This is a genomic window from Acinetobacter pengchengensis, assembly GCF_982235305.1.
The window spans coordinates 1,976,354-1,999,231 of sequence record NZ_CEVATJ010000001.1; the positions used below are offsets into that span (position 1 = coordinate 1,976,354).

Genomic DNA, 22,878 nt, shown 5'->3' on the forward strand with positions numbered 1-22,878 from the left:
ATGCATGCACATTGCACAGCGTATCGCAGTTAGGTTTAATCGGCATTATTTACCCATTTTTCGTATCGCTACAATCGGCTTATGTATTTTAGTGAGTGCCTGCCAAAAATCAGAAACTGAAAATAAAACAATAGCATCAGAAAAAGTAGAACTCATTCAGCAAGATTTAGTGACCCCACAACAAGGCAGAGCAATCAGTAAAACTGCCTTTACAGGGACAGTGCGTGCAGTCAATCAAAGCAGTATTCAAGCACAGGTGACTGCCACAGCAACTTCAGTCTATGTCAAAATAGGCGATAGCGTACAACGTGGTCAAACCTTGCTGCGCTTGAATAATCAGGATAATGCTTCGCGTTTGGCACAAGCTCGCGCAAATTTAGCTGCAACGCAAGCACAAGCCAACCAAGCCCGAAACATGATGCAACGAAAAAAGCGTTTGCTCGATCAGGGTTTTATTTCACAAGTGGAATATGAGCAAAGTCAGTTAGATTACCGTGCACAAATGGAAAATGTACGTGCCCAACAAGCCAATGTCGATATAGCACTAAAAGCCGATCAAGATGGTACGATTACCAGTCCAATTCATGGTGTCATTACCCAACGTCAAGTTGAGCCTGGGCAAACTGTGGCTACAGGACAAACCTTATTTGAAATCGTAGATCCGAACCAATTAGAAATTCAAGCAAAATTACCAAGCGACTTACAAGCCGCACTAAAAATTGGTCAAAAAATTGAATATCAACTACAAGGGCAAGCAAACACATTTAATGCACAAATTAGTCGCGTTTCCCCTGTAGCAGATTTAGCCAGTCGTCAAATTGAGTTTTTTGCGACCCCGCTTGAGCGTCTTCCATCTTTAAGTATTGGGGCATTTGTGGATGGTTATATTTTAGCGAACAGCACAATTTCAGGGCAAATCATTCCACTCAATACCATTCACGATATCCAAAACAAACCTTATGTTTGGGTGATACGAGATCAAAAAATTGCCCGTGTTGATATCACAGTTTTAGAACAACGCTACAGTGATAATACTGCTGTGATTCAAGGCTTACAGAACAATGATCTAGTGAGTCGAGTGGTATTTAGCCCCGATCAAATCCAGCAGCAGGTGATCATCCAAAATAACCTTCAATAATTAGAATTTCATCTCAATGCAGTAGTGCAGATGTCCAATAAATAAAAAATCAGGATCGTTGTATGTGGTTTACCCGAGTTAGCGTCAAGTATCCCGTTTTTACCATCATGATGATGTTTTGTCTGATGGTGCTTGGCTTGGCTTCATGGCAACGTATGGGCGTGGAAGAATTTCCTGACGTCGATTTTCCATTTGTAGTCGTTTATACCAGTTATCCAGGGGCATCACCTGAAACAGTTGAGTCTGAAATCACCAAGAAAATGGAAGACCAGATCAACACCATTTCTGGACTAAAACAACTGGTTTCACAATCCAGTGAAGGGTTATCTACCATAACAGCCGAATTTAATTTAGATGTTCCTTCGGCAGTGGCGGCACAAGATGTACGCGATAAAATTTCCTCAGTCAGTGCAGGTTTTCGAGATGAAATTCAAGACCCTGTAGTGGAGCGCTACGACCCAACAGCCAATGCGGTCATGTCGATTGTCTTTGAATCCTCACAAATGTCCTTGCGCGATCTAAGTTCCTATCTAGATCAGCAGGTTGTGCCACAACTGCGTACCGTATCTGGCGTCGGGACAGTCAATTTATTGGGTGATGCACAGCGACAAATTCGGATTGAGGTCGATCCACAAAAATTAATGAGTTTTGGTTTAGGTGTGGATCAAGTTATCAATACCCTAAAAGCTGAAAATATTGAAGTGCCAGGCGGTACACTCAAACAAGCCAAGAGTGAATTGGTGGTCGAAATTCAATCCAAAGTCATTCACCCTCTAGCTTTTGGCGATTTGATTATTGCCAATAAAAATGCTGCGCCAATCTTCTTAAAACAAGTAGCCACAATTCAAGACAGTCAGGCAGAGCTGGAAACCAGTGCGTTTCTAAATGGCCAAACTGCGGTTGCTGTCGATATCTTGCGTAGCTCAGACTCTAATATCATTGAAGTGGTAGATAACACCCACAAAACCTTGGAACGTATTCAAACCCAACTACCTGCAGGCATGACTGCAAAAGTCGTGGTGGATTCTTCTAAAGGGATTCGTGGCAGTATCCGTGATGTAGCTCGCACCATTATTGAGGGTGCGATTTTAGCAGTCCTGATTGTACTATTGTTTCTTGGTTCATTCCGTTCTACCGTCATTACAGGATTGACCCTGCCCATCGCCCTACTCGGCACACTCACCTTTATTTGGGCATTTGGCTTTACCATCAACATGATGACCTTACTGGCGCTCTCGCTCAGTATTGGCTTATTGATTGATGATGCAATTGTGGTTCGTGAAAATATAGTGCGTCATGCCGACATGGGTAAAGACCATGTCACGGCTGCTTTGGATGGCACCAAAGAAATTGGCTTGGCGGTTTTAGCCACCACTCTAACCATTGTTGCGGTATTTTTACCTGTAGCATTTATGGGCGGGATAATCGGACGCTTTTTCTATCAATTTGGGGTAACCGTCAGTACTGCCGTGCTGATTTCCATGTTTGTCAGTTTTACCCTAGACCCAATGTTATCTGCACATTGGGCTGAAAAATCCAATCCCGATAAACAACCTGGACGGATAAAACGCTTCTTAAATTGGATTTCCAACAAACTCGACAATTTAAGTCATCATTATGAAAAACTTTTAAAATTAGCGCTACGATTTCGCGTTATTACCTTATTGATTGCCGTGGGTTCATTATTTGCTGCACTCGGATTATCCAAACTGATTGGCACAGAGTTTGTACCTGTACCTGACAAAGGTGAAATTCGGATTAAATTTGAAACACCTGTGGATGCCTCTCTTGAATATTCACAAGCAAAATTAAAACAAGTAGACCAAATCATCCGTCAACACCCTGAAGTACGTGCGACTTACGGGGCAATTAACAGCGTGACAGATCGCGGGAAAAATCATGTTAACTTGCGTGTAACTGTCAGCCCGCGTAATGAACGTCAACAAACGCTGACTGAACTCAATAATGAATTCCGCCAGCGTCTACAAAGTATTGCAGGCATCACCATCACCTCTGTCGCATCTGCCGATGAAACAGTTTCGGGGGGGCAAAAACCTGTGATGGTGTCCATTAAAGGCCCTAATTTAGCAGAGTTACAAAAAATTTCTGACCGCTTTATGAAAGAAATTGCTCAGGTGGAGGGTATTGTCGATTTAGAAAGCTCGCTAAAAGCCCCTAAACCTACATTAGGTGTTCATATAAACCGCGTGCTTGCTAGCGATTTGGGGCTATCGGTGAATCAAATTGCCAATATTATCCGACCACTCATTGCAGGGGATGATGTCACTACATGGCAAGATGAACATGGCGAAACCTACGATGTTAATGTTCGCCTTACAGAAAACCGTCGTAGCTTGCCGAGCGATGTGCAAAATATGTATTTAACTTCACAAAAAACCGATGCCAATGGACAAAATATTTTAGTGCCTTTGGCAAGTGTGGCTAAGTTTGAGGAAAGTTTAGGTGCAGCACAAATCAACCGCCGTGATTTAGCCCGTGAAGTTTTGGTCGAAGCAAACACCGCAGGACGTCCTGCAGGTGACATTGGTGCCGACATTGAAAAAATTCAGGACAACTTTAAATTACCCGCAGGTTATAGCTTCGATACACAAGGTGCCAATGCCGACATGACTGAATCTGCAGGTTATGCGCTGACTGCTATTACCCTATCTATTGTGTTTATTTATATCGTTTTAGGGTCGCAATTCAACAGTTTCATTCACCCCGCTGCAATTATGGCTTCTCTGCCTTTATCACTGATTGGGGTATTCTTGGCACTGTTTATTTTCAACTCGACCATGAACCTGTTTTCTATTATCGGTATTATTATGCTGATGGGATTGGTAACCAAAAACGCAATTTTGCTGATTGATTTTATTAAAAAAGCCATGGATCAGGGCGAGTCACGTTATGATGCAATTATTGCTGCAGGAAAAACCCGTTTACGTCCCATTTTAATGACCACCAGTGCAATGGTGATGGGGATGGTGCCACTGGCACTTGGCTTGGGTGAAGGCGGTGAACAAAGTGCACCAATGGCACATGCAGTCATTGGCGGTGTGATGACATCTACCCTGCTCACCTTGGTGGTTGTACCTGTTATTTTCACTTACTTAGATGATTTTAAGAATTTTATGTTACGCCAAACACGTAAACTGATCTCTTAAAATCTCGCACAAATTCACACAATCGTTGGGCTAAATTTTAACGCAAGTTTAGCCCGATTTTTATTGTATAATCTGGCTTTGAAAAAATTCCATTTAACGCTTCATTTTTTAGGACAGTTTCCATGCGCGCGAGTCGCTTTTTATTTGCTACGTTAAGAGAAACCCCAAACGATGCCGAGGTGATTTCTCACCAGCTAATGTTACGTGCGGGTATGATTCGTAAATTGGCTTCAGGTTTATATACTTGGTTGCCAATGGGGGTACGTGTGCTAAATAAAGTTGAAGCTATTGTTCGTGAAGAAATGAACCGCGCAGGCGCTTTAGAAACTTTTATGCCTGTCACTCAGCCCGCTTCACTTTGGGAAGAATCTGGGCGTTATGTGCAATATGGTCCTGAATTACTACGCTTTAAAGACCGCCACGACAATCCTTTTGTACTTGGTCCAACACATGAAGAAGTCATTACAGATTTGGCACGTAATGAGTTAAAAAGCTATAAGCAATTGCCAATTAACTTCTATCAAATTCAAACTAAATTCCGTGACGAAATTCGACCACGTTTTGGGGTAATGCGTTCACGTGAATTTATTATGAAAGATGCTTATTCTTTCCATACCAATCAAGCCTCCTTACAAGAAACCTATGATGTCATGTACGACACATACTGCCGAATTTTCTCGCGCTTAGGTTTAGACTTCCGCCCAGTACAAGCAGATACAGGTTCTATTGGTGGTTCAGGTTCACATGAATTCCACGTTCTAGCTTCAAGTGGTGAAGATGATATCGCCTTCTCTACAGAATCTGATTATGCAGCCAATATTGAAATGGCTGAGGCCATTTTGGTGGGTGAACGTGCTGCTGCAACGCAAGAACTCAAGATTGTAGATACACCAAACAAAAAAACCATTGCGGATGTTTCTGCATTTTTAGGCACGAATAGTAACCAGTCAGTCAAAGCGCTCTTGGTTCAAGGTGTTGCAGATGAATCGGGTCAAATCCCTGTGATTGCATTATTCTTGCGTGGTGACCATGAACTCAACGAAATTAAAGCAGAAAAGCATCCACAGATTGCTGCACCACTTACTTTTGCAACCGATGCACAAATTGCAGCATTAGGTTTAACTGCTGGCTTTGTTGGTCCACAAGGTTTGGTTGAAAAAGGTATAACTGTGATTGTAGACCGTGCTGTATCGGTACTGTCTGACTTTGTTGCTGGTGCAAACCAAGTTGATCAACACGCAACAGGTGTGAACTGGGAGCGCGATGCACAATATACTGAAGTTTATGATTTACGTAATGTCGTTGAGGGCGATCCATCTCCCGATGGGAAAGGAACGCTACAAATTAAACGCGGTATTGAAGTCGGTCATATCTTCCAGCTTGGGACTAAATACTCAGAAGCGTTGGGCTGTAAAGTATTAGGTGAAGATGGCAAACCGTTTACTGTTACCATGGGATGCTATGGGATTGGTGTTACGCGTGTGGTTGCCTCTGCTATTGAACAGAACTTTGATGATAAAGGGATTATTTGGCCTGCAGCCATCGCACCATTTGAAATTGCGATTGTGCCAATGAATGCACATAAATCACCACGTACATTAGAAGCAGCAGAAGCACTTTATGCTGAACTTCAAGCTGCAGGTTATGATGTATTACTGGATGATCGTAATGAACGTCCTGGGGTGAAATTCTCTGACCTTGAGCTTACAGGTATTCCGCACCGTATTGTGATTGGTGAGAAAGGTTTAGATGCAGGTACTTTTGAATATAAAGGTCGTCGTGATGCTGAATCTAGCAACCTAACGAAAGAAGAATTACTCATCCAAATTGCCAAATAAGATTAAACACTGAGTATAAAAAATCCCGCACAACTGGCGGGATTTTTTTCATTTGGAATTAACAGAATTTCATACCACCATAACAGTTAGGGGTAACGTTTTGGTTATGTAAAACCTGATTATTAAGTGTCAATCTGGCTGGTTGACCCGTGTAATAGCCTGTGTAACTACCAACATCAATATTCATTTTACGCTCGATTGGTGTACCAGCCAATGAACCTAATGCTTCTAAAAAACTTACATCTACATTATGCTTATTTTGTATTAACTCAGAGGTTAATGCTTTTGCGACCTGTGGTAGTACTGAAGAAACATCTACCAAATCCGCAGTTGCCAAATAACCCAATTGCACCGGTTCTTTAAACGACATCCACCAACCTTGTTGTGCAATATCTTTTTCATCTGCACCCATCCACTGCACTGGCTTGCTTTGTAAAGATAAATATCCACCTGTTCCTTTCAGAGGAATATTGTGAATCATATTTAGGGCTTGGACAAAAGTAATATCCATATTCAAATTTTCTAATGTAGAACCCTTACTCATTTTAAAGAATGAGTGATCACCAACAGAACCAAACAATAAAGGAGGAAATGTGACATATAATTGGTCGTTGGAAAAGTCAGGTGTTCCATTTACATCAGCAGCATATGTCCCAGACTCTGTTGCCGCTAGTGGAATAGAACCTAATGTTGAACGGATACCTGTAACTACAGCGGATTCCATACGCTGACCAGTCACTACTGTTTCAGGCATCGTAAAATCAGCTCTCATAGATGGAACGGTAATCCCAGTATGTCCTTCTGCACCAGGTTTACTTGTATAAACACGATCCTGCCCCAATGCTGTCAATGTCCCACTGATTTTTTGGTCAGAAGCATTACCAAACTTAGCAGCCTGAGTATAAGAGTGCCCTTGAGTTTGTGCCATTTTCATATAACCACTGAAACTTTTAATCCCGTCATTTGGGTTTTGTACGTTGTCTGTACCCAAGGTCAGTAAACCTATAATTTCTTCCGCACCTAAGCGAAAACCAACCACTTCACGTGTTGACGCACTATTTCCACTAATCGCAAATTCAATAAATGGATTGGTAATTTGTGCACTGGTACCCGCACGTTCACCATTAAACTTTGGGCTACCTGTTGAATCATGGGACTCGTTCAAACCACTTAATGCAATATTAGAAATATCAATATCACATCCTGCTCTATTATGAATCGCATTATTTACACCGCCACAACCTAGTTGTAGTGTTTTAATGTTGGCATTGAGCTCCATGAGTGCATCAACACTCAGTTTATAAAAGTTTAATCCTTGCGATTGATCTGTCGCAGTCATCAGGTTCAAAAGTGCCTGACCTTGTACATGAGATAACTGATCATCATTTAAAGCCTGCATCGCGTGAGCAGAATTAAATGAAAAAGCTGTACTTAAAATAGATGCAACTAAAATTGTTTTTTTCATTTTATTTTTATCCTTTAGCGTGGCGTAATGCCGAATGTGCTGCGCATGGCTCCACCTGTAAGCGCGACAGAAGCAATTTTTTGCATATTGCCATTGGTAGACATTGCAAAGTCTGTTTTAAAGGGTTGAGCAATATTATTTTTATAATTAAATTTAACTTGATTGTCTAAAGTGACCGTATCTGCACTGACGAAGACTTTTCCTTTAACCCCTAAATGACCTTCCATACGATTCAAGTTAATTGAAGACGTTTGAATAGTTTTATTATCCACTTGATCTTCATTAATCAAACTAAAATAACTACCCAAGTTCTTGGGATCTGCCTGTTCTGTGCTATCTAGACTTCTAAACTTAAAGTTCGCATCAAAAGACAAAAAGTTTGAGTTCGGATTAGTAGCAATTGGATCCATTCCTGGAATTACCAACAACTCGCCATTGCCATCTAATTTAAAAGCGATGGTGGTCAACACATCATCTTTCTTCGAAAAATTATCGTAAGGTACAAAGCTACCGCATTTCGTTGATTCTGTGACGCAGTTGTATTTTGAACCTGGTAATTGGCCAATCGCTAACTCTGCTTTTGCTGCAACCAATAAATGATCTGCACGGATATAAATCCCTTCATCTTCATAACCAATTACACCATCGGACTGAATTAATGCATCAATATTTCTTAAACCAGCATAATAGTTAACAGTTTCTCCTGCATGCAGGCTGTTTTGCCCATCAATTAAGATAATAGAAGTAGTACTGGGCAAGCCTGTTTTTGAATCTATGCCATAACCTTCGGTAGAAACCATGGCGTTATAACCAATTCCAGTTTTATTTGTTTGATCATAAGGTGACAGATATTGTTTACCCAACAAGGCCACATTGGCATTTAAATTATAAATTGGAATTCCAATACCCCAAGAACCACCATCCCCTGTCAATTCATCTAAAGAATTGTCAGAAATAATTCTCGCTTTGGCTGCAATTGATTGAAAGTCCATGCCACGAACAGCAATCAGTGAGAACTGATCACCTTCAAGCTTACTCGATAGCAACTGGTTTAAAATAGGACTCGATGCACCAATGGTATTTTTTATATTTTCATTGACTAAAAAATTGAGATTTTTCGCTTGTACGGTATTAATATAAATATCGCCAAAATCGATATAAGCATTTTTATTGTGTAAATTACCTTGTGCATCACGTGTGGTTAGCGGTCTTAGATTCGAAAACTCAACTGCATAACTGCCTTTTCCTGTGTGCCCAATTTCCAAGATTGTTGGTAATTGCCCTGCAGCCAAACCTGTCGTATTTTGATTGGTAAAATCTGCAGATAAGCCCAAATGCAAACCACCTTGTCCCACCACAGTATCGTAGCTTGTAACTGCGGTATTTTTAGTTTCAATTACACCATTGACCTTATTCGAAACGTCAAAATTGGCAACATTCTTTTGCTGCCCATTAAAGAACAATTTTGCATTGCTTACCGCACCTGAAGCACCAAAGCGAATTAAGTTTTTATCATCATAACGCAAGTCAATATTGACCCCAGGATTGGTTGCATTTTGTCGGCTACTTGCAACATCACTCAAGTCCTTCACACGCCCAAGATTTACAAAATGGTCGGTGGAACCATTTTTAGTGGTAAAGACCAATCCCTCATCGGCATCAATATACATATAGCCATCAGTCGCAAAATTAAAGTTAAAATCATGCAGAGATAATTGATGCTTACCTAAACCATGACTAATTTTGGCATTCTGTAACTGGAAGTTTAAATGTGCTGTTTCATTTTGATTGAATAAACCTGCTTTGGTTTCTAATAAAACTTTTAAAGGTGATTTCGTTTCTAAGCCGAACTGACCCAAGCTTTGTGTTTCTTTAGTACAACTATTTCCGACACAGTTTTTTTGGACTAAGTTTAAATCTGCAGTCGCTTCAAAAGCATCAATGCTCGCATCGATACGCACACCTGCGCCAACATCAGTTTTCCCCACATCTAAAGCAAGCTTACTGATAATAGGTTGGTTATTCTGTCCTTTAATTTCTACATTATGTAAGCCTAAGCCCTGTTGAGTGCCAGTCACTAAATCAGGATCATACCAATTGACTTGATTAATCGTGGCTTTAGACATTTCGTGGGTGATTACAATACCATCTTGCCCACTTACATCAGACAAATGTTGGTCTGCAATCAGCTCTAGAGCATGCACTTGTTGCGCACAAAGTACGCTTAATGTTAATAAATTTAACTGCATTATTTTTTTCATTTTTACATCCCTATACTGTACTTAATCCTTTATTCAACAACGACTTGCTGCTGAACCTGTACAGTTGTAGCTAAATATTTTCACATTGCTAGACATGTGCATATTGCCGTGAATATTTAAGCCTATAAATCCTTTTTCGGCGCCCCGATCAAACAGAGGGACATTTTCCTGAACTAAGCTATAACTACCATCTTGTTCATAATTTCTTCCTTCAAATTTGGTGTATACCTCTGAATTTGCATAACCTTCATTTACTCCCTGCCCTGTACCTGTTTCAATCGCCATGGTTGCAAAACCCAAATTTCTTATTTTTAATGGCTTATCATCATAAAAACTCAACATCATTGCCGTTTGTGGGTCATTTTTATGATTAATAATAGTCGTGCCATCTAAAGAAAACTTATCAATTTGTAGGGTGCCTTGAATTTGCTTAAATACCAGCCATTTTTTATTACCGTTATTATCTTCATGGTTATTGGGTGCAATCGCTAAACGACAGAGCACATTATTGTCAGCACAATTTTTACTATAGCTATAATAAACTTCTGTAGGTTTAGTCCCGCCATTAAATTTTGAAATATTGCTGAGTTCCAAGTTTTCGGCATATTCATGGTTTAACGACAACGTCCAACTGAGATCTGCACCCCCTTGACCTGTTGCTTGGGTTAATTCATGATGAACCGTACCGGGTTTATCGGAGACTTTTTTATTTAAGTTAGGCCACCTGACCTAACGGATTAATCTTATCATAGTACATTGCTTCAAACTCAAAAGGCGATACATAACCCAGTGCACTGTGTACACGCTTTTTGTTGAACCAATCTACCCAATTTAATGTCGCAAGTTGTACATCCGCTAAACCTTGCCAATCTGCTTTTAAATATTCAATCACCTCTGTTTTGTATAAGCCATTCACCGTTTCAGCCAGAGCATTATCGTATGAATCACCCGTTGTACCGACTGATGCTCGTAAATTTGCTGCTTCTAAACGATTGGTATAGCGAATGGAAAGATATTGCACACCTCTGTCGGAATGATGAATCACATTCTTTGGCATGCCTCGATCATGCAATGCTTGCTCCAGTGCATCAAGTACCATATCTGTATTCATCCGTGTTGATACTTTCCATCCAACAATTGTTCGCGAGAACACATCAATAATAAATGCGGTGTAGACCCAGCCTGAATGAGTTTGAATATACGTGAAGTCAGCGACCCACAGCTGGTCAGGATGATCTGCATTAAAATTGCGTTTTACTAAGTCATCTGCTCGTTTTTGATCATCTCGGCTACGGGTGGTTTGTTTATTCTTACCACGCCAAACACCTTGTATACCTAGCTTCTGCATCAATCGAGCAACTGTACAACGTGCGATAACATAACCTTCACGTTTCAATTGTTGCCAGACCTTACGCACACCATATCGACCTAAACTTTCTTTCCAAATACGTTTGATTTGCTCTGCATGATGTAAATCATGCAGAGCACGTTTCGCTCGATGTTCTGGGTTATCAACGAGATCTAAAGCCCGATAATAGGTCGAAGCTGCAATCGGTAAAATTCTACAAATCGCTTCAACACCATATCGATCTTTATTGTTCTGGATAAAATCCACCATTATTTGTGTGGGCGGTCGAGCTCCGCCTGGGCGAAAAAAGCGGCTGCTTTGCGTAGAATTTCATTGGCACGCTTTAATTCTTTAATTTCACGTTCCATTTGCTTCATTTTTTCTTGGTCAGATATCTGTTGTACTTTGGCAGGATTTAGTTGATCCATATGCTTTAAATACCAAACACGCAATGTTTCAGGAGTACAACCGATTTTAGGAGCAATAGCTGTGATTGCTGCCCAAGTAGAAGGATAATCTTTTTCAGATTCAATTAGTAATTGAACCGCTCTTTCTCTAATTTCGGGGGTATAGTTTGGTTTTTTCATCGGAATAGTCTCTCAGAATATTGAGTCTCCGACAAACCTGGTACGGTTCATGATTTTCCAGTGCAATTAAATCGGCATGGGTCAAAGGACTACACATCAATGCAATACAAGACAGTTTTTTTAACATGATGATTCTCCTCTTATAGACCTGTCGTTTTAAATTTCAGGTGTTGAATCAGCACGCCATCAATTGCAACCGAACCTAGATTCTTAGCAGAACCATCTACACCTTTAAATACAACACCGGTGGCATTATCATGATCCTTGGCACGTAACATATTATTTGGCAAGCGCTCAACTGTACCAATAGCAATACTACTGTGTGTTGCATTGCGCCCCTGATACATTGCTGTACTATCTGTTGCACTAGCTTTGAGTGACGTACCACAACTGACCACATTACAAGTCGCACCTGTAAACGCCGCAGAACCTAAATATCCACCCTTTCCATCTTCATAATTTTGATAAATTTTATTATAAATTTCAGGGACATTTGGAATACGTGTAACTTCCAGCACAATATTATTACCCTCAGAACCAACCACAAAAGGCTGATACATATTCCCTAAAACTAAATTGATATTTGGGCTGTATAAATATAGACCCTCGATATCATGAAAAACTGGTGCCAATGAACCATCTATTGCAGGTGTGACCGCCGTTCCATCCAAAGTATCTAATTTTGCTGCTGTGCTAATGCGAATCCCTTTACTATCTAGGTTTGAATCTGTGAAACTTAGATTCGAAGAATTATCATTGGTGTTCAAACGCAATAGACTTGCCATACCCAAGGTTTGATGATGGTTTGGGTTATCCGAGTCTAAAGTCTGAAATAGTCGGGTCTGTGACCCATTTAAACTGAGACCATTGGCAACAAATTGTGTGCGCAAACGATGCGCTTTATCTAAACCTGATGTTGGCGCTCCAGTGCTTGGATCTACCTCTGCGCTTGAATCCAACTGACGCGAAAAAATATCAGTCCAAAAGCCTAATTTAATATTATTATCACTTTCAGTTGCTGCAGTAGTTGCAAGCGGCGCCTCAAGTGCCAAATAACCAACATCTTTTTCTATATTTTTAAATTGTTTGACTTTTTCTGTACCCGCGCGGAATAACCATGGGTTATCTGCGGAACCCCAGTTAAAACCCTGATTGCTATAACGGCTACTTAATGAATTATCACTTTTAGATAATGCTAAACCATAAATAAAAACATCTGCTTTGGTTCTAAGCGATTTTACTGGAGAACCTGATGCTGCAATTGTCGCAGCCTGTTCAGCTGATTGTATAATTTGAGCATAAATTTCAGCTACAGCAGACTTTGCTGTATCTTCTGCAAGTTGACCCGCATTATATTTAGCCCGAATTTGAGCCGATGCTGTTTCTTTATTTATTTCCGTTTGTATTAGCGCATTAACTTGTGAGCCAACTTGGTCTGCTCGAGTAAAGTTGCCAAGCCCTTTATAAAAATCAGAATTCAATAAATCATTATTAGTTTCTGCCGACCGACTGCCATACAAGAGATCAAGCATTTCATAAGTATTAGCTATAGCATATTCTTTTGCTTTTTTCTGATCAGTACCAATATTACTCAAAGAATATGCTGTAGTTCCATCTTTTGCTAGACCTTCACCATCAGTTAACAACCATTCATCCTTCCATCCCCAGGTACCATTACTATAGTCTGCAAGACGCTGATTGTAATAATTCTTGAGCGTCTCATTTTTAAAAAAACCTTCACGAACCTCAAATGTAAATGTTTCTGTTTTCGCTTGAGCATCTGTTACAATATTTTTAGTATATTCTTGATACAAAGTTGAATATTGATTTGTATAGGTTTGTTCATAAGTTGAACGGTAAGTTTCGTTATATTTATGCGCAGCCTTACCTTCTAGAACACTTTGATTATAAGTATTATTAAAAACCGTGTGATATGCACTTTCTGCCAACTGCGCATAATTCTCTCCCGTCGGAATAATACGAATAAAGCCCGTATCATATTGACTAGGGTTTTCTAACCCACGAGTATAGCTTGACCCTGTAGAAAGATCATTCGGTTGCTGAAACACCATTTTGAAGTCATGAAGAACTAACGCAACACCTTCGCCTGTCGTATTAGAGAGGGAGTCATCTGAGAGTGCTTGTAAAGCATAACTTGGGTTCGCCAAAAATAAGCTTATCGCAGTGGCTAAGCAATGCTTACGAAAAGGGAAAGTAATTGCGTGTTCAGTCATCTCGACCATCCTTTTATCTGATGCTCCGCATCTTTCTTTTATTTATCTATAGCTTGGCTATTTATTTGAGTGTTTTTATCCTTAAAAACGTGATTATGCCAAACCATTCTCATATTTAATTATGCTGAATATTTATGCAAATGCAAAACAAACTGGCTAAACAGTACAGCTTTCCGATGAATGAAAAAAAGCGAGCACATTGGCTCGCTTCTTCAATAGAAAAATTGTGATAGATAGTTGTTGCTTATGCTTTAGGCAAGGTTACGCCTGTCTGCCCTTGATATTTACCACCACGGTCTTTGTACGAGGTTTCACAAACTTCATCTGATTCAAAGAACAACATTTGTGCCACACCTTCGCCTGCATAAATACGTGCAGGTAAGTTCGTGGTATTGGAAAACTCTAAAGTTACATGACCTTCCCACTCTGGTTCGAGTGGCGTGACATTCACAATAATGCCACAACGTGCATAGGTCGATTTACCTAAACACACTGTTAATACATTGCGTGGAATACGGAAATATTCAACGGTACGCGCCAAGGCAAACGAGTTTGGCGGAATGATGCACACATCTGATTCAATATCGATAAAACTTTTTTCATCAAAGTTTTTTGGATCGACAATTGCTGAGTGAACATTGGTAAAGACTTTAAATTCACGTGCACAACGTACGTCATAACCATAGCTAGAAACACCATAAGAAATGAGTTTCTCGCCATTTTCGTCAAAGCGAACTTGGTTTTCTGCATACGGTTCAATCATGCCGTGTTTTTCGCTCATTTCGCGAATCCAACGATCAGACTTAATTGCCATTTATTTTCTATCCAAAATATGAATGTTTAACTGTGCTGTACTTTAACTGAAATCTAAGTTAATGAAAACCAGCCGTTTCCCTCACATCGCTTTTTGAGTGCAATGATTAGGGTCTGTTGACAATTCGTCTATGTTTGCGACAACGCATATTTTTTAGCTGATATAAGGCATGGGACAGGAAATTTAGTCATTCTAAATGACTGGCACATAACGCAATAGCAGCAAAAAATATGCTTGTCCTGAAAGGCTGTGGCTAAAACTTTCTCAGATTACGTTATGAAACTTGGAAATAGTCTCGCTATTCCCTGCGTTTCATGCCTGATCTGCTCAGTTTTAGCACACAGCGCAAGCCATTTATGAAATGTCAACAGACCCTATTTCCAGTAGATATAAATTTTTGATACAACGTTAACTTTACAAACTTAATAAAGCCGAATAACTTAAAGGAATTGAAAAGCTTAACAACACAATAGAAGCTGTTTTTTGTAGATTGCACTGATTGAGCCAGCTAATTTTATTTTTAGCGAGCACCGAACCAATAAATGTCCAGAAAAAAGCAATCGGCACGATTAAACATAAAAATACCAGCATGTGTGCCACATAATAGTCTGCTTTTACCCATGCAATCGTTGGGAAAATCGCAGAGGCAAACAACAATGCTTTCGGATTCAATAAAGTCGCTAAAAATAGCTCACTCGCACGAATCGTAGGTTGATTAAAGCTTTGCTCAACTTTGGCCGTGCGCCACAATTTAATCGCCAAGAAAATAATATAGCTTGAACTAAATAATTTTAGAATGGTGGGCAATAATGGAAGATGGGTAGACACCGTACCAATTAAAGCACCCCAAAGTGTAATAGAAATCAAATAACCCAATGCTTCTGCTGGAATTAATCGGAAAGATTTACGGATACCAACCTGAATACCTGATGATGCAAGCAAGGTATTGGTTGGCCCTGGTGTCAATAAAATTGTGATCACCAAACCGATAAAAAACCATGAAATCATGAATTGACCTCACTACTGAATGAACGCAGATTAAAATAGTTCATTGCAATTGGCAAAAAGTATTTTGTAAGACAAATTTTTGTTTAGTTGAATATTTTAAATTTATTATTCTTATTCAACCACTTATATAAAAAATATTTTTTAATTGAATAGTAACTTATAAGTCATTTTTTCTTAACAATTTTAAGTTACTTATAGATTAAACGCCATTAAATCAGATGCTTGTGTATTTTTTAATCAAAAAAAATAGCTCACCGAAGTGAGCCAAATATTCAAAATATTGTGACTTAGCTTTTAAAGATGAATCACTCAAAATTTGAAGGGCGATAACTGAATCACTGCAACCTCGATCATTCAAAGCAGAGATGACTGTTTAGAAAATACGATTCTGATCTTTTTCAGCTTTAGGCAGTTTTTTTGCGATTTTCTGAGCAATCGCAATGTAACTATCGGCAGCATCATCGCCTGCAATCACTGACGGCGTACCTGCATCGACATTTTCACGAATACTGACATTTAAGGGTAAACGCCCAAGCAGCGGAATGTCATATTGTTCTGCCAGTTTATCGCCGCCGCCCTGACCAAAAATTTGTTCTTCGTAGCCACAGTTTGAGCAGATATGCGTCGACATATTCTCAATTACCCCCATGACAGGAATTTGCACACGATTAAACAACTCTATGCCTTTGACAGCATCCATTAAAGCGACATTTTGTGGTGTGGTTACAATTACTGCTCCCGTTACAGGAATACGCTGTGCAAGTGTCAATTGAATATCCCCGGTTCCTGGCGGCATATCAATCATCAATACATCTAAATCTGGCCATAAGGTTTGATTAAAGAGCTGCATTAATGCACCTGTGGCTTTTGGTCCACGCCACGCCACAGGTGTGTTGTGGTCACCCGTTAAATGCCCGATGGATAACACAGGCATCCCAAAAGCATCCAACGGTACAAACTGCTCAGCTTCAATCATTGGGGTTTTACCTGCATTGCCGAGCATGGTCGGAATACTAGGACCATAAATATCGGCATCTAATACACCAACTTTTAAGCCAAGCTTTTGTAATGCCAAAGCCAAATTTACCGTAGTGGTGGATTTTCCAACCCCGCCTTTGCCCGATGACACCAAAATTACGTTTTGAATACGCGGATGTTTCGGCACATCACGTTGTTGTGGCGCAGCTTTTTGAATCGGTGGATTATTCGGATCGACTTCTTGCATTGAACTTTGACCTGCAGCATCTATCACGGGGGGTAAATGAGATGCAGCAGTCTGTGTGGTCGATGTTGCGCAGCTTTCACCTTCAGCATGTTGATGCCCACAACTTTCTTTTTTTTGTCCAGTTTTCTGCTGAATCACATGCATATTCAATTCTTTAATGCCGCATTTTTCTAAAGCATCTGCCAACTCATCATGAATTTGTTGTAAATGTTGTTTTTCTTCAGGATAAGTATTGATGGTGATTTGCAGGATGTCACCTTGCACATTCACTTGAGAAATACGATCTTTTAAAGCATGTTCAGATTCAGGCAATACATAACTTTGTAGCACGTGCTGAATAGCTTCCTCATTCACCGTATGCGAAGGTGAAAAAACCGATTTAAGTGAAGAAAGCCAAGACATAGATTTACTCCAAAGTTTGGAAATACCGCGATTTTGATAGTGTAACGATAATTCAGTCTAAGGTTAAGTCGGGCTATCAATGAAATACTTAATTCTGAGTGTATTGCTTGGTTTTTGACATGATTTATCTTCAAATACAGACCAAGAGCTTGTTTCGATATTGTGTTTAGCCTTCTAGCCGGATTTGAAAAGAATTCATGGAATCCCTTGTGCATCTATGTGCTATCTAAGGTAAAATTGCCCGAATTGCATCATCCCTATTAGAGAGTTATATCCGTGCGTCAAATTTTAGTCACTAACGCCCTACCATACGCCAATGGTCCGATCCATATGGGTCACTTACTCGGTTATATCCAGGCAGATATCTGGGTTCGCGCCATGCGTGCAATGGGACATGATGTGACTTATGTCTGTGCGGATGATGCGCATGGTACAGCAATCATGCTGCGTGCCGAAGCCAATGGAATTAGTCCTGAACAGCAAATTGCGAATGTGCAACAAGAACACATTCGTGATTTTGACGGTTTTGGCGTGCATTTTGATCATTATGATTCAACGCATAGCGACACCAACCGCGCACGTGCCAGTGAAATTTATGTCAAAAACCGTGATGCAGGCAATATTGCCGTGCGTCCTGTTACGCAATTATTTGATCCTGAAAAAGGCATGTTCTTATCGGATCGTTTTATCAAAGGCACTTGCCCAAAATGTAAAGCGGAAGATCAATACGGCGACTCTTGCGAAGTTTGCGGCACTACCTATAACGCGACTGAGCTGATTAATCCAAAATCGACTTTAAGCGGTGCAACACCTGTAGAAAAATCATCAGATCATTATTTTTTTAAATTGCCTAATTTTGGCGAATACTTACAAAAATGGACGCGTGATGAAGGTCGTTTGCCAGTTTCAATTGCCAACAAATTGGATGAATGGTTTGAAAATGGTTTGAATGACTGGGATATTTCACGTGATGCGCCATATTTTGGTTTTGAAATTCCAGATGCACCAAATAAATATTTTTATGTCTGGGTTGATGCGCCAATTGGTTATATGTCGAGTTTTGAAAACTACGTGAACACCAAACGCCCTGACCTAAATTTTGACGATTACTGGAAAAAAGATTCAGACAAAGAAGTCTATCACTTCATTGGTAAAGACATCGTATATTTCCACGCCTTGTTCTGGCCTGCAATGTTGAATGGCGCAGGTTATCGCACACCTACAGGTTTATTTGTAAATGGTTTCTTGACTGTAAATGGTCAAAAAATGTCGAAATCTCGTGGCACATTCATTAAGGCAGAAACATACTTACAGCATTTAAACCCTGAATATTTACGTTATTACTTTGCATCAAAACTGTCTGACAAAGTTGAAGACTCTGACTTAAATCTGGATGATTTTGTGCAGAAAGTAAACTCTGACCTTGTGGGTAAAGTGGTGAATATTGCCAGCCGTTGTGCGAAATTCATCAACAGCAAATTTGATAACAAATTAAGTGCAAACTGTGCTGAACCTGAGTTAGTACAAAGCTTTATTGCTGCAGGTGACTCGATTGCCAAAGCCTATGAAGAGCGTGAATTCTCTGCAGCCATTCGTGAAATTATGGCACTTGCAGACCGCGCCAACCAATATATTGATGAGAAAAAACCTTGGGCTTTAGCCAAAATTGAAGGCGAAGAACAGCAAGTTCATGACGTATGTTCTGTAGGGATTAACCTATTCCGACAATTGGCAATTTATCTGGCGCCTGTACTGCCGACATTGGCTGAAGAAGTTCAAGCCTTCTTGCAATTAGACAGCTTTAACTTTGAATCTCGTCAGCAAATTTTGGTTGCACATGAAATTGCATTGTTCCAACCCCTCATGCAACGTGTAGACCCGAAAGCGGTAGCTGCAATGGTGGATGCATCTAAAGATTCTTTAGCCTCACCTACTGAAGCACCAAAAGTGGAAAAGAAAAAAGAAAAAGCCAAAGAGAAAAAAGCTGAACCTAAAGTGGGTGAAGCGGAAATTATCACGATTGATGACTTTGTCAAAATTGATTTACGTGTCGCAGAAGTTTTAGAAGCTACTACCGTTGAAGGTTCTGACAAACTGCTTCAATTGACCTTAAATGTCGGTGAAGCTGAACCACGCAATGTATTTAGTGGTATTCGTGAGTTCTATAAGCCTGAAGACTTAAAAGGCAAATTGGTGGTGATGGTGGCCAACCTTGCACCACGTAAAATGCGTTTTGGTATTTCTAACGGGATGGTACTCGCTGCGGGTAATGGTGACGGCGTTTGGGTCATTTCACCTGAAACTGGTGCTAAACCGGGTGATAAAGTCTCTTAATTTTAAGAAGTTAAGATGATAGAAGCCTCTACAAAGTAGAGGCTTTTTTGTGGCTTTTAATTTATTAATTTTTCCATGCAAGAACGATTTAACCTTTGTATGCGGTATTCTTAATTTCCGTTAAGTTAGGCAAAAATTTATCTTGTAACTTATGCTTTTCCAAAATAGTTATAGGCTGAGCTAGTTTTTCATTTATTACTTCAATAACTCTTTCAAACCATTTTTCTTCCTGTAAATAAATTTTAGCTTGGGGATGTGCTGTATAGCGTGATTTTAATCCATCTATCGCAGACATAGCACATCTATAGTTAATTTTACAAAGTTGATTTATAAAATCTTCAGGTTCTAATGCATTTAAGATCGGATAATCGTAAAATTTATTCGTAATTTGTTGGTAAAACTCATAACTATCATTTTCCATTAATGTTAATAATAGTTTTCCTCTTTCTTCATTTTTTTCAATATATTTATCTTCATATGCTTGAGCAATATCTTTTAGAAATTTCTGAAAAATTGGAAGTTCTCTAGCATACAATCCATATCCACCAGACTCATCACAAATATCAAAGTAACCAAATTTCTTAATATTTTCCTGTAAATTTACAATTTTTTTGTATTGATTAATTGCTAACACTAATAGATTTTCAATTGAAAAGAAAATGAGACTTTTTTCTTTGAAATATACCAACATACTAACAGTATGAAGAATATCCGTAACATTAGTTAAGTTTTGATTTTCAATAGTTAATTTTGCTTCTTTGACTAGTTCTTCAAATTCTTTTTGCTCCAAGTCTAAATAGTGCCAAAGTTTAAACCAAGTAGGTGGTTCTTCCTTTAAACGGAAATAAATCTGATATAACTCATTACTTATTAAGGAATCATTGATAATATTTTTGTTGAGAATTTGATCCCATAAATCTTTTGAAAACATATACTCTGCAAGATTCATTTGATATTTCTTTTTAAATTCTTGAGCCTTTTCTCCCACAAAGCCTGATATTGATTCTACAATTTTATCCACAGGCTTTTTAGAATTTTCCTCATTTAAATCAGATTTAAAATTTAAAACTTCTTTATCAAATCTTCCTTTCTTATTCTCTAATGAAAGAATCAAAAAAGCCCTTAAAACTTTCTTAAAAATCTCAGAATCAAAGCTATCATCCTTATCTTCAAAATATTTCCTTTTATAGAACCGTTCAAAATCGAAAATAGTTTGCTTAAAGGCTCTTAAATTTTTATAGCCTACTTGATTAAATGTTTGCGTAATCAGTTCAATTTCTGAATTAAGAATACTTTTTAAATCTACTTCTGAAATTTCATCTAAAATACTTTTAATAGCTAAATTTTGATCTTCGATATAGCTAAATGTTGCCCCTATAAGTTTTTCTTTTTTTCTAGCATATTCTTCATTATCTTGAATTTCTTCTTCATTTGACACAATGAGTGTCTTAATCCCTTCTTGCTCTACGAAATAGTTAATGTAGCCCAAAGTTTCTTCTTTTTTTAACTCACAGCGTTCTAAATCATCAAAAACAAGAATGAATTTATCATCAATTTTTAAATAATCTGGCAACGAAATATTTGGTATACCGCTTGAAGTACTTCCATCTGATTTACCATCACCATCTAGATCAATTTTGATTGTTGCCTTCAGTGTCCCTTTTAAAATTTGACCTGCTAATTTTGCACCTTTACTACTCAGTATTGGATGAATACTTTTAAAAATTGCCTCATCAATCAAAGAAGTTTTAGTAATTCCATTTAAGCTTACATAACAAATCTTTTTTCCCTGATCTTCTTTCTTTTCTAGATATTGCTTTACAAACCATGTCTTCCCACTTCCCCATGCTCCGTTCAATAACACAGCATATTCGAAATTCTTTTTCCCATCGAAGTAATAGTCTAAGTAATCTTCGATATGTTTATTAGGCTCTGAAATATAAGTAGACATACTCTTTGGTTTACTCTTTTTAATTAGAATGAATTGGTTGAATTAAAACTCAATGAAAAATATTTCACAACATGCTAAAAATAATCCATCTTCTTAAAATCAATAAGAACCTATGAAAACTTTAAATCCCATCCTTCTCGCTCTAAGCCTAAGCACCGCAGCCCTCACCACCCAAGCCGCTGAACCAACCATTCCCCAACAAAAACAGGTCGCGGGCTACTACCATCACCAATTCGGCAATACCCAAATCACCGCCCTACTCGATGGCACAAACTACCTCAACCCATCCATGTTTAAAGGCATAAGCGAAAGCGAAAAAAGCGACATCCTAAAAAAATATGCTGCTAAAAATGACAAAGGCGTTCAAACTTCAGTCAATGCCTTTCTCATCAATACAGGCAAGCAATTGCTCATGGTCGACAGCGGTGCAGCCAGCTGCTTTGGCGAACATCTGGGTTCAATCTATAACAACCTAAAAGCCTCGGGCTACAAACCTACACAAGTAAATGACATCTTCCTCACCCACTTACACCCTGACCATGTTTGCGGTATTTCCAATAACGGCGTAGCGCATTATCCAAATGCCACTTTGCATATTTCAAAAATAGAATACGATTTCTGGCTGAATCCCAAGACAGTGAAGAAACTGCCAAAAGACAAACAGGCAGGCTTCTTAAGCACAGTTGAAAAAATTAAAGCGGCTTTAGCGCCGTATGAAAAAGCCAAAAAAGTGAAGGTATTCTCGGACAAATCATTGGCATTGGGTGGAATCGAATTTAAGCCATCCTTTGGTCATACTCCCGGACATTACAGCTTTAAGCTGAAAGTCGCAGATCAGGAAATCGTTTTTATCGGTGACATCGTACATTCACATTCATTGCAATTCGACAAACCTGAAACAGCAATCGAATTCGATGTTGATCCTAAAGCTGCGGTACAAACCCGTTTAAAACATTTTGCCGAATATGCGAAGCAAGGTCAGACTATTGCAGCGCCGCATTTACCCTTCCCAGGGATCGGTCATATCTATTCTCAGGATGGAAAGAGCTATAAATGGATGCCAATTCATTTTAAAGATTAATGATTCTATAAAACCTTCTCCATTT

13 protein-coding genes, 1 pseudogene and 1 other annotated feature are annotated in these 22,878 nt (G+C 39.1%); of the genes and pseudogenes, 5 read left to right on the forward strand and 9 right to left on the reverse strand.

Annotated elements, in window-relative coordinates:
• Window positions 1–4 precede the first annotated feature (4 nt).
• The 3 genes from AC0T5Z_RS09675 to AC0T5Z_RS09685 all read left to right on the forward strand — a co-directional run bounded on the left by AC0T5Z_RS09675 (window position 5) and on the right by AC0T5Z_RS09685 (window position 6,143).
• A complete protein-coding gene (locus AC0T5Z_RS09675) occupies window positions 5–1,138 on the forward strand; it encodes an efflux RND transporter periplasmic adaptor subunit (RefSeq protein WP_435337573.1) in 1,134 nt (377 codons plus the stop codon).
• Window positions 1,139–1,200: 62 nt separating this feature from the next.
• Complete coding sequence (locus AC0T5Z_RS09680; RefSeq protein ID WP_435337574.1) at window positions 1,201–4,305, forward strand: efflux RND transporter permease subunit; 3,105 nt, start codon at window positions 1,201–1,203, stop codon at window positions 4,303–4,305.
• A gap of 122 nt (window positions 4,306–4,427) precedes the next feature.
• Complete coding sequence (locus AC0T5Z_RS09685) at window positions 4,428–6,143, forward strand: proline--tRNA ligase (protein ID WP_291334746.1); 1,716 nt, start codon at window positions 4,428–4,430, stop codon at window positions 6,141–6,143.
• Between the two features lie 58 nt (window positions 6,144–6,201).
• Here the strand turns inward: AC0T5Z_RS09685 and AC0T5Z_RS09690 are convergent, their stop codons facing one another.
• From AC0T5Z_RS09690 to apbC, 8 genes and pseudogenes are all read right to left on the reverse strand, one after another.
• Entirely contained in the window at window positions 6,202–7,608 is a 1,407-nt protein-coding gene (locus AC0T5Z_RS09690; protein WP_435337575.1) for a hypothetical protein, read from the reverse strand.
• Between the two features lie 14 nt (window positions 7,609–7,622).
• Window positions 7,623–9,869 (reverse strand): DUF6160 family protein, encoded by a 2,247-nt coding sequence (locus tag AC0T5Z_RS09695; protein ID WP_435337576.1) that lies wholly within the window; start codon window positions 9,867–9,869, stop codon window positions 7,623–7,625.
• 33 nt (window positions 9,870–9,902) lie between these two features.
• Window positions 9,903–10,538, reverse strand: a pseudogene (locus AC0T5Z_RS09700) (hypothetical protein); the annotation flags it as partial.
• A 46-nt stretch (window positions 10,539–10,584) separates the two neighbouring features.
• Window positions 10,585–11,804, reverse strand: a protein-coding gene (locus AC0T5Z_RS09705; RefSeq protein WP_151826295.1) for an IS3-like element ISAba29 family transposase whose coding sequence is annotated in 2 segments (ribosomal slippage) — window positions 10,585–11,528 and window positions 11,528–11,804 — 1,221 coding nt in all. Because the reading frame shifts where the segments join, the coding sequence is not laid out codon by codon here.
• Window positions 11,413–11,529, reverse strand: a sequence feature (AL1L pseudoknot). (Overlaps the previous gene by 117 nt.)
• Before the next feature lie 140 nt (window positions 11,805–11,944).
• Window positions 11,945–14,038 (reverse strand): hypothetical protein, encoded by a 2,094-nt coding sequence (locus AC0T5Z_RS09710; RefSeq protein ID WP_435337836.1) that lies wholly within the window; start codon window positions 14,036–14,038, stop codon window positions 11,945–11,947.
• A 244-nt stretch (window positions 14,039–14,282) separates the two neighbouring features.
• Window positions 14,283–14,852 carry a dCTP deaminase gene (dcd, locus tag AC0T5Z_RS09715; protein WP_004975507.1) on the reverse strand — a complete coding sequence of 190 codons (570 nt, stop codon included), beginning with the start codon at window positions 14,850–14,852 and terminating at the stop codon, window positions 14,283–14,285.
• Between the two features lie 414 nt (window positions 14,853–15,266).
• Window positions 15,267–15,860: a LysE family translocator gene (locus AC0T5Z_RS09720; RefSeq protein WP_435337807.1), complete on the reverse strand. Its 594-nt coding sequence runs from the start codon at window positions 15,858–15,860 to the stop codon at window positions 15,267–15,269.
• A 373-nt stretch (window positions 15,861–16,233) separates the two neighbouring features.
• Window positions 16,234–17,487, reverse strand: coding sequence for an iron-sulfur cluster carrier protein ApbC (gene apbC / locus AC0T5Z_RS09725; RefSeq protein WP_435337808.1), 1,254 nt, complete (start codon window positions 17,485–17,487; stop codon window positions 16,234–16,236).
• 276 nt (window positions 17,488–17,763) lie between these two features.
• Here apbC and metG point away from each other — a divergent pair, with 276 nt between their 5' ends.
• Window positions 17,764–19,821: a methionine--tRNA ligase gene (gene metG, locus AC0T5Z_RS09730; RefSeq protein WP_435337809.1), complete on the forward strand. Its 2,058-nt coding sequence runs from the start codon at window positions 17,764–17,766 to the stop codon at window positions 19,819–19,821.
• A gap of 88 nt (window positions 19,822–19,909) precedes the next feature.
• Here the strand turns inward: metG and AC0T5Z_RS09735 are convergent, their stop codons facing one another.
• Window positions 19,910–21,772, reverse strand: a complete 1,863-nt coding sequence (locus AC0T5Z_RS09735; protein WP_473786278.1) for a P-loop NTPase fold protein — start codon at window positions 21,770–21,772, stop codon at window positions 19,910–19,912.
• Window positions 21,773–21,884: 112 nt separating this feature from the next.
• Here AC0T5Z_RS09735 and AC0T5Z_RS09740 point away from each other — a divergent pair, with 112 nt between their 5' ends.
• Entirely contained in the window at window positions 21,885–22,853 is a 969-nt protein-coding gene (locus AC0T5Z_RS09740; protein ID WP_435337720.1) for an MBL fold metallo-hydrolase, read from the forward strand.
• The last annotated feature ends 25 nt before the right edge of the window (window positions 22,854–22,878 follow it).

Coding starts and splice junctions, on each gene's coding strand:
- AC0T5Z_RS09675 (WP_435337573.1), top strand. CDS start 5: ATGCACATTGCACAGCGTATCGCAGTTAGGTTTAATCGGCATTATTTA.
- AC0T5Z_RS09680 (WP_435337574.1), top strand. CDS start 1,201: ATGTGGTTTACCCGAGTTAGCGTCAAGTATCCCGTTTTTACCATCATG.
- AC0T5Z_RS09685 (WP_291334746.1), top strand. CDS start 4,428: ATGCGCGCGAGTCGCTTTTTATTTGCTACGTTAAGAGAAACCCCAAAC.
- AC0T5Z_RS09690 (WP_435337575.1), bottom strand. CDS start 7,608: ATGAAAAAAACAATTTTAGTTGCATCTATTTTAAGTACAGCTTTTTCA.
- AC0T5Z_RS09695 (WP_435337576.1), bottom strand. CDS start 9,869: ATGAAAAAAATAATGCAGTTAAATTTATTAACATTAAGCGTACTTTGT.
- AC0T5Z_RS09710 (WP_435337836.1), bottom strand. CDS start 14,038: ATGACTGAACACGCAATTACTTTCCCTTTTCGTAAGCATTGCTTAGCC.
- dcd (WP_004975507.1), bottom strand. CDS start 14,852: ATGGCAATTAAGTCTGATCGTTGGATTCGCGAAATGAGCGAAAAACAC.
- AC0T5Z_RS09720 (WP_435337807.1), bottom strand. CDS start 15,860: ATGATTTCATGGTTTTTTATCGGTTTGGTGATCACAATTTTATTGACA.
- apbC (WP_435337808.1), bottom strand. CDS start 17,487: ATGTCTTGGCTTTCTTCACTTAAATCGGTTTTTTCACCTTCGCATACG.
- AC0T5Z_RS09735 (WP_473786278.1), bottom strand. CDS start 21,772: ATGTCTACTTATATTTCAGAGCCTAATAAACATATCGAAGATTACTTA.
- AC0T5Z_RS09740 (WP_435337720.1), top strand. CDS start 21,885: ATGAAAACTTTAAATCCCATCCTTCTCGCTCTAAGCCTAAGCACCGCA.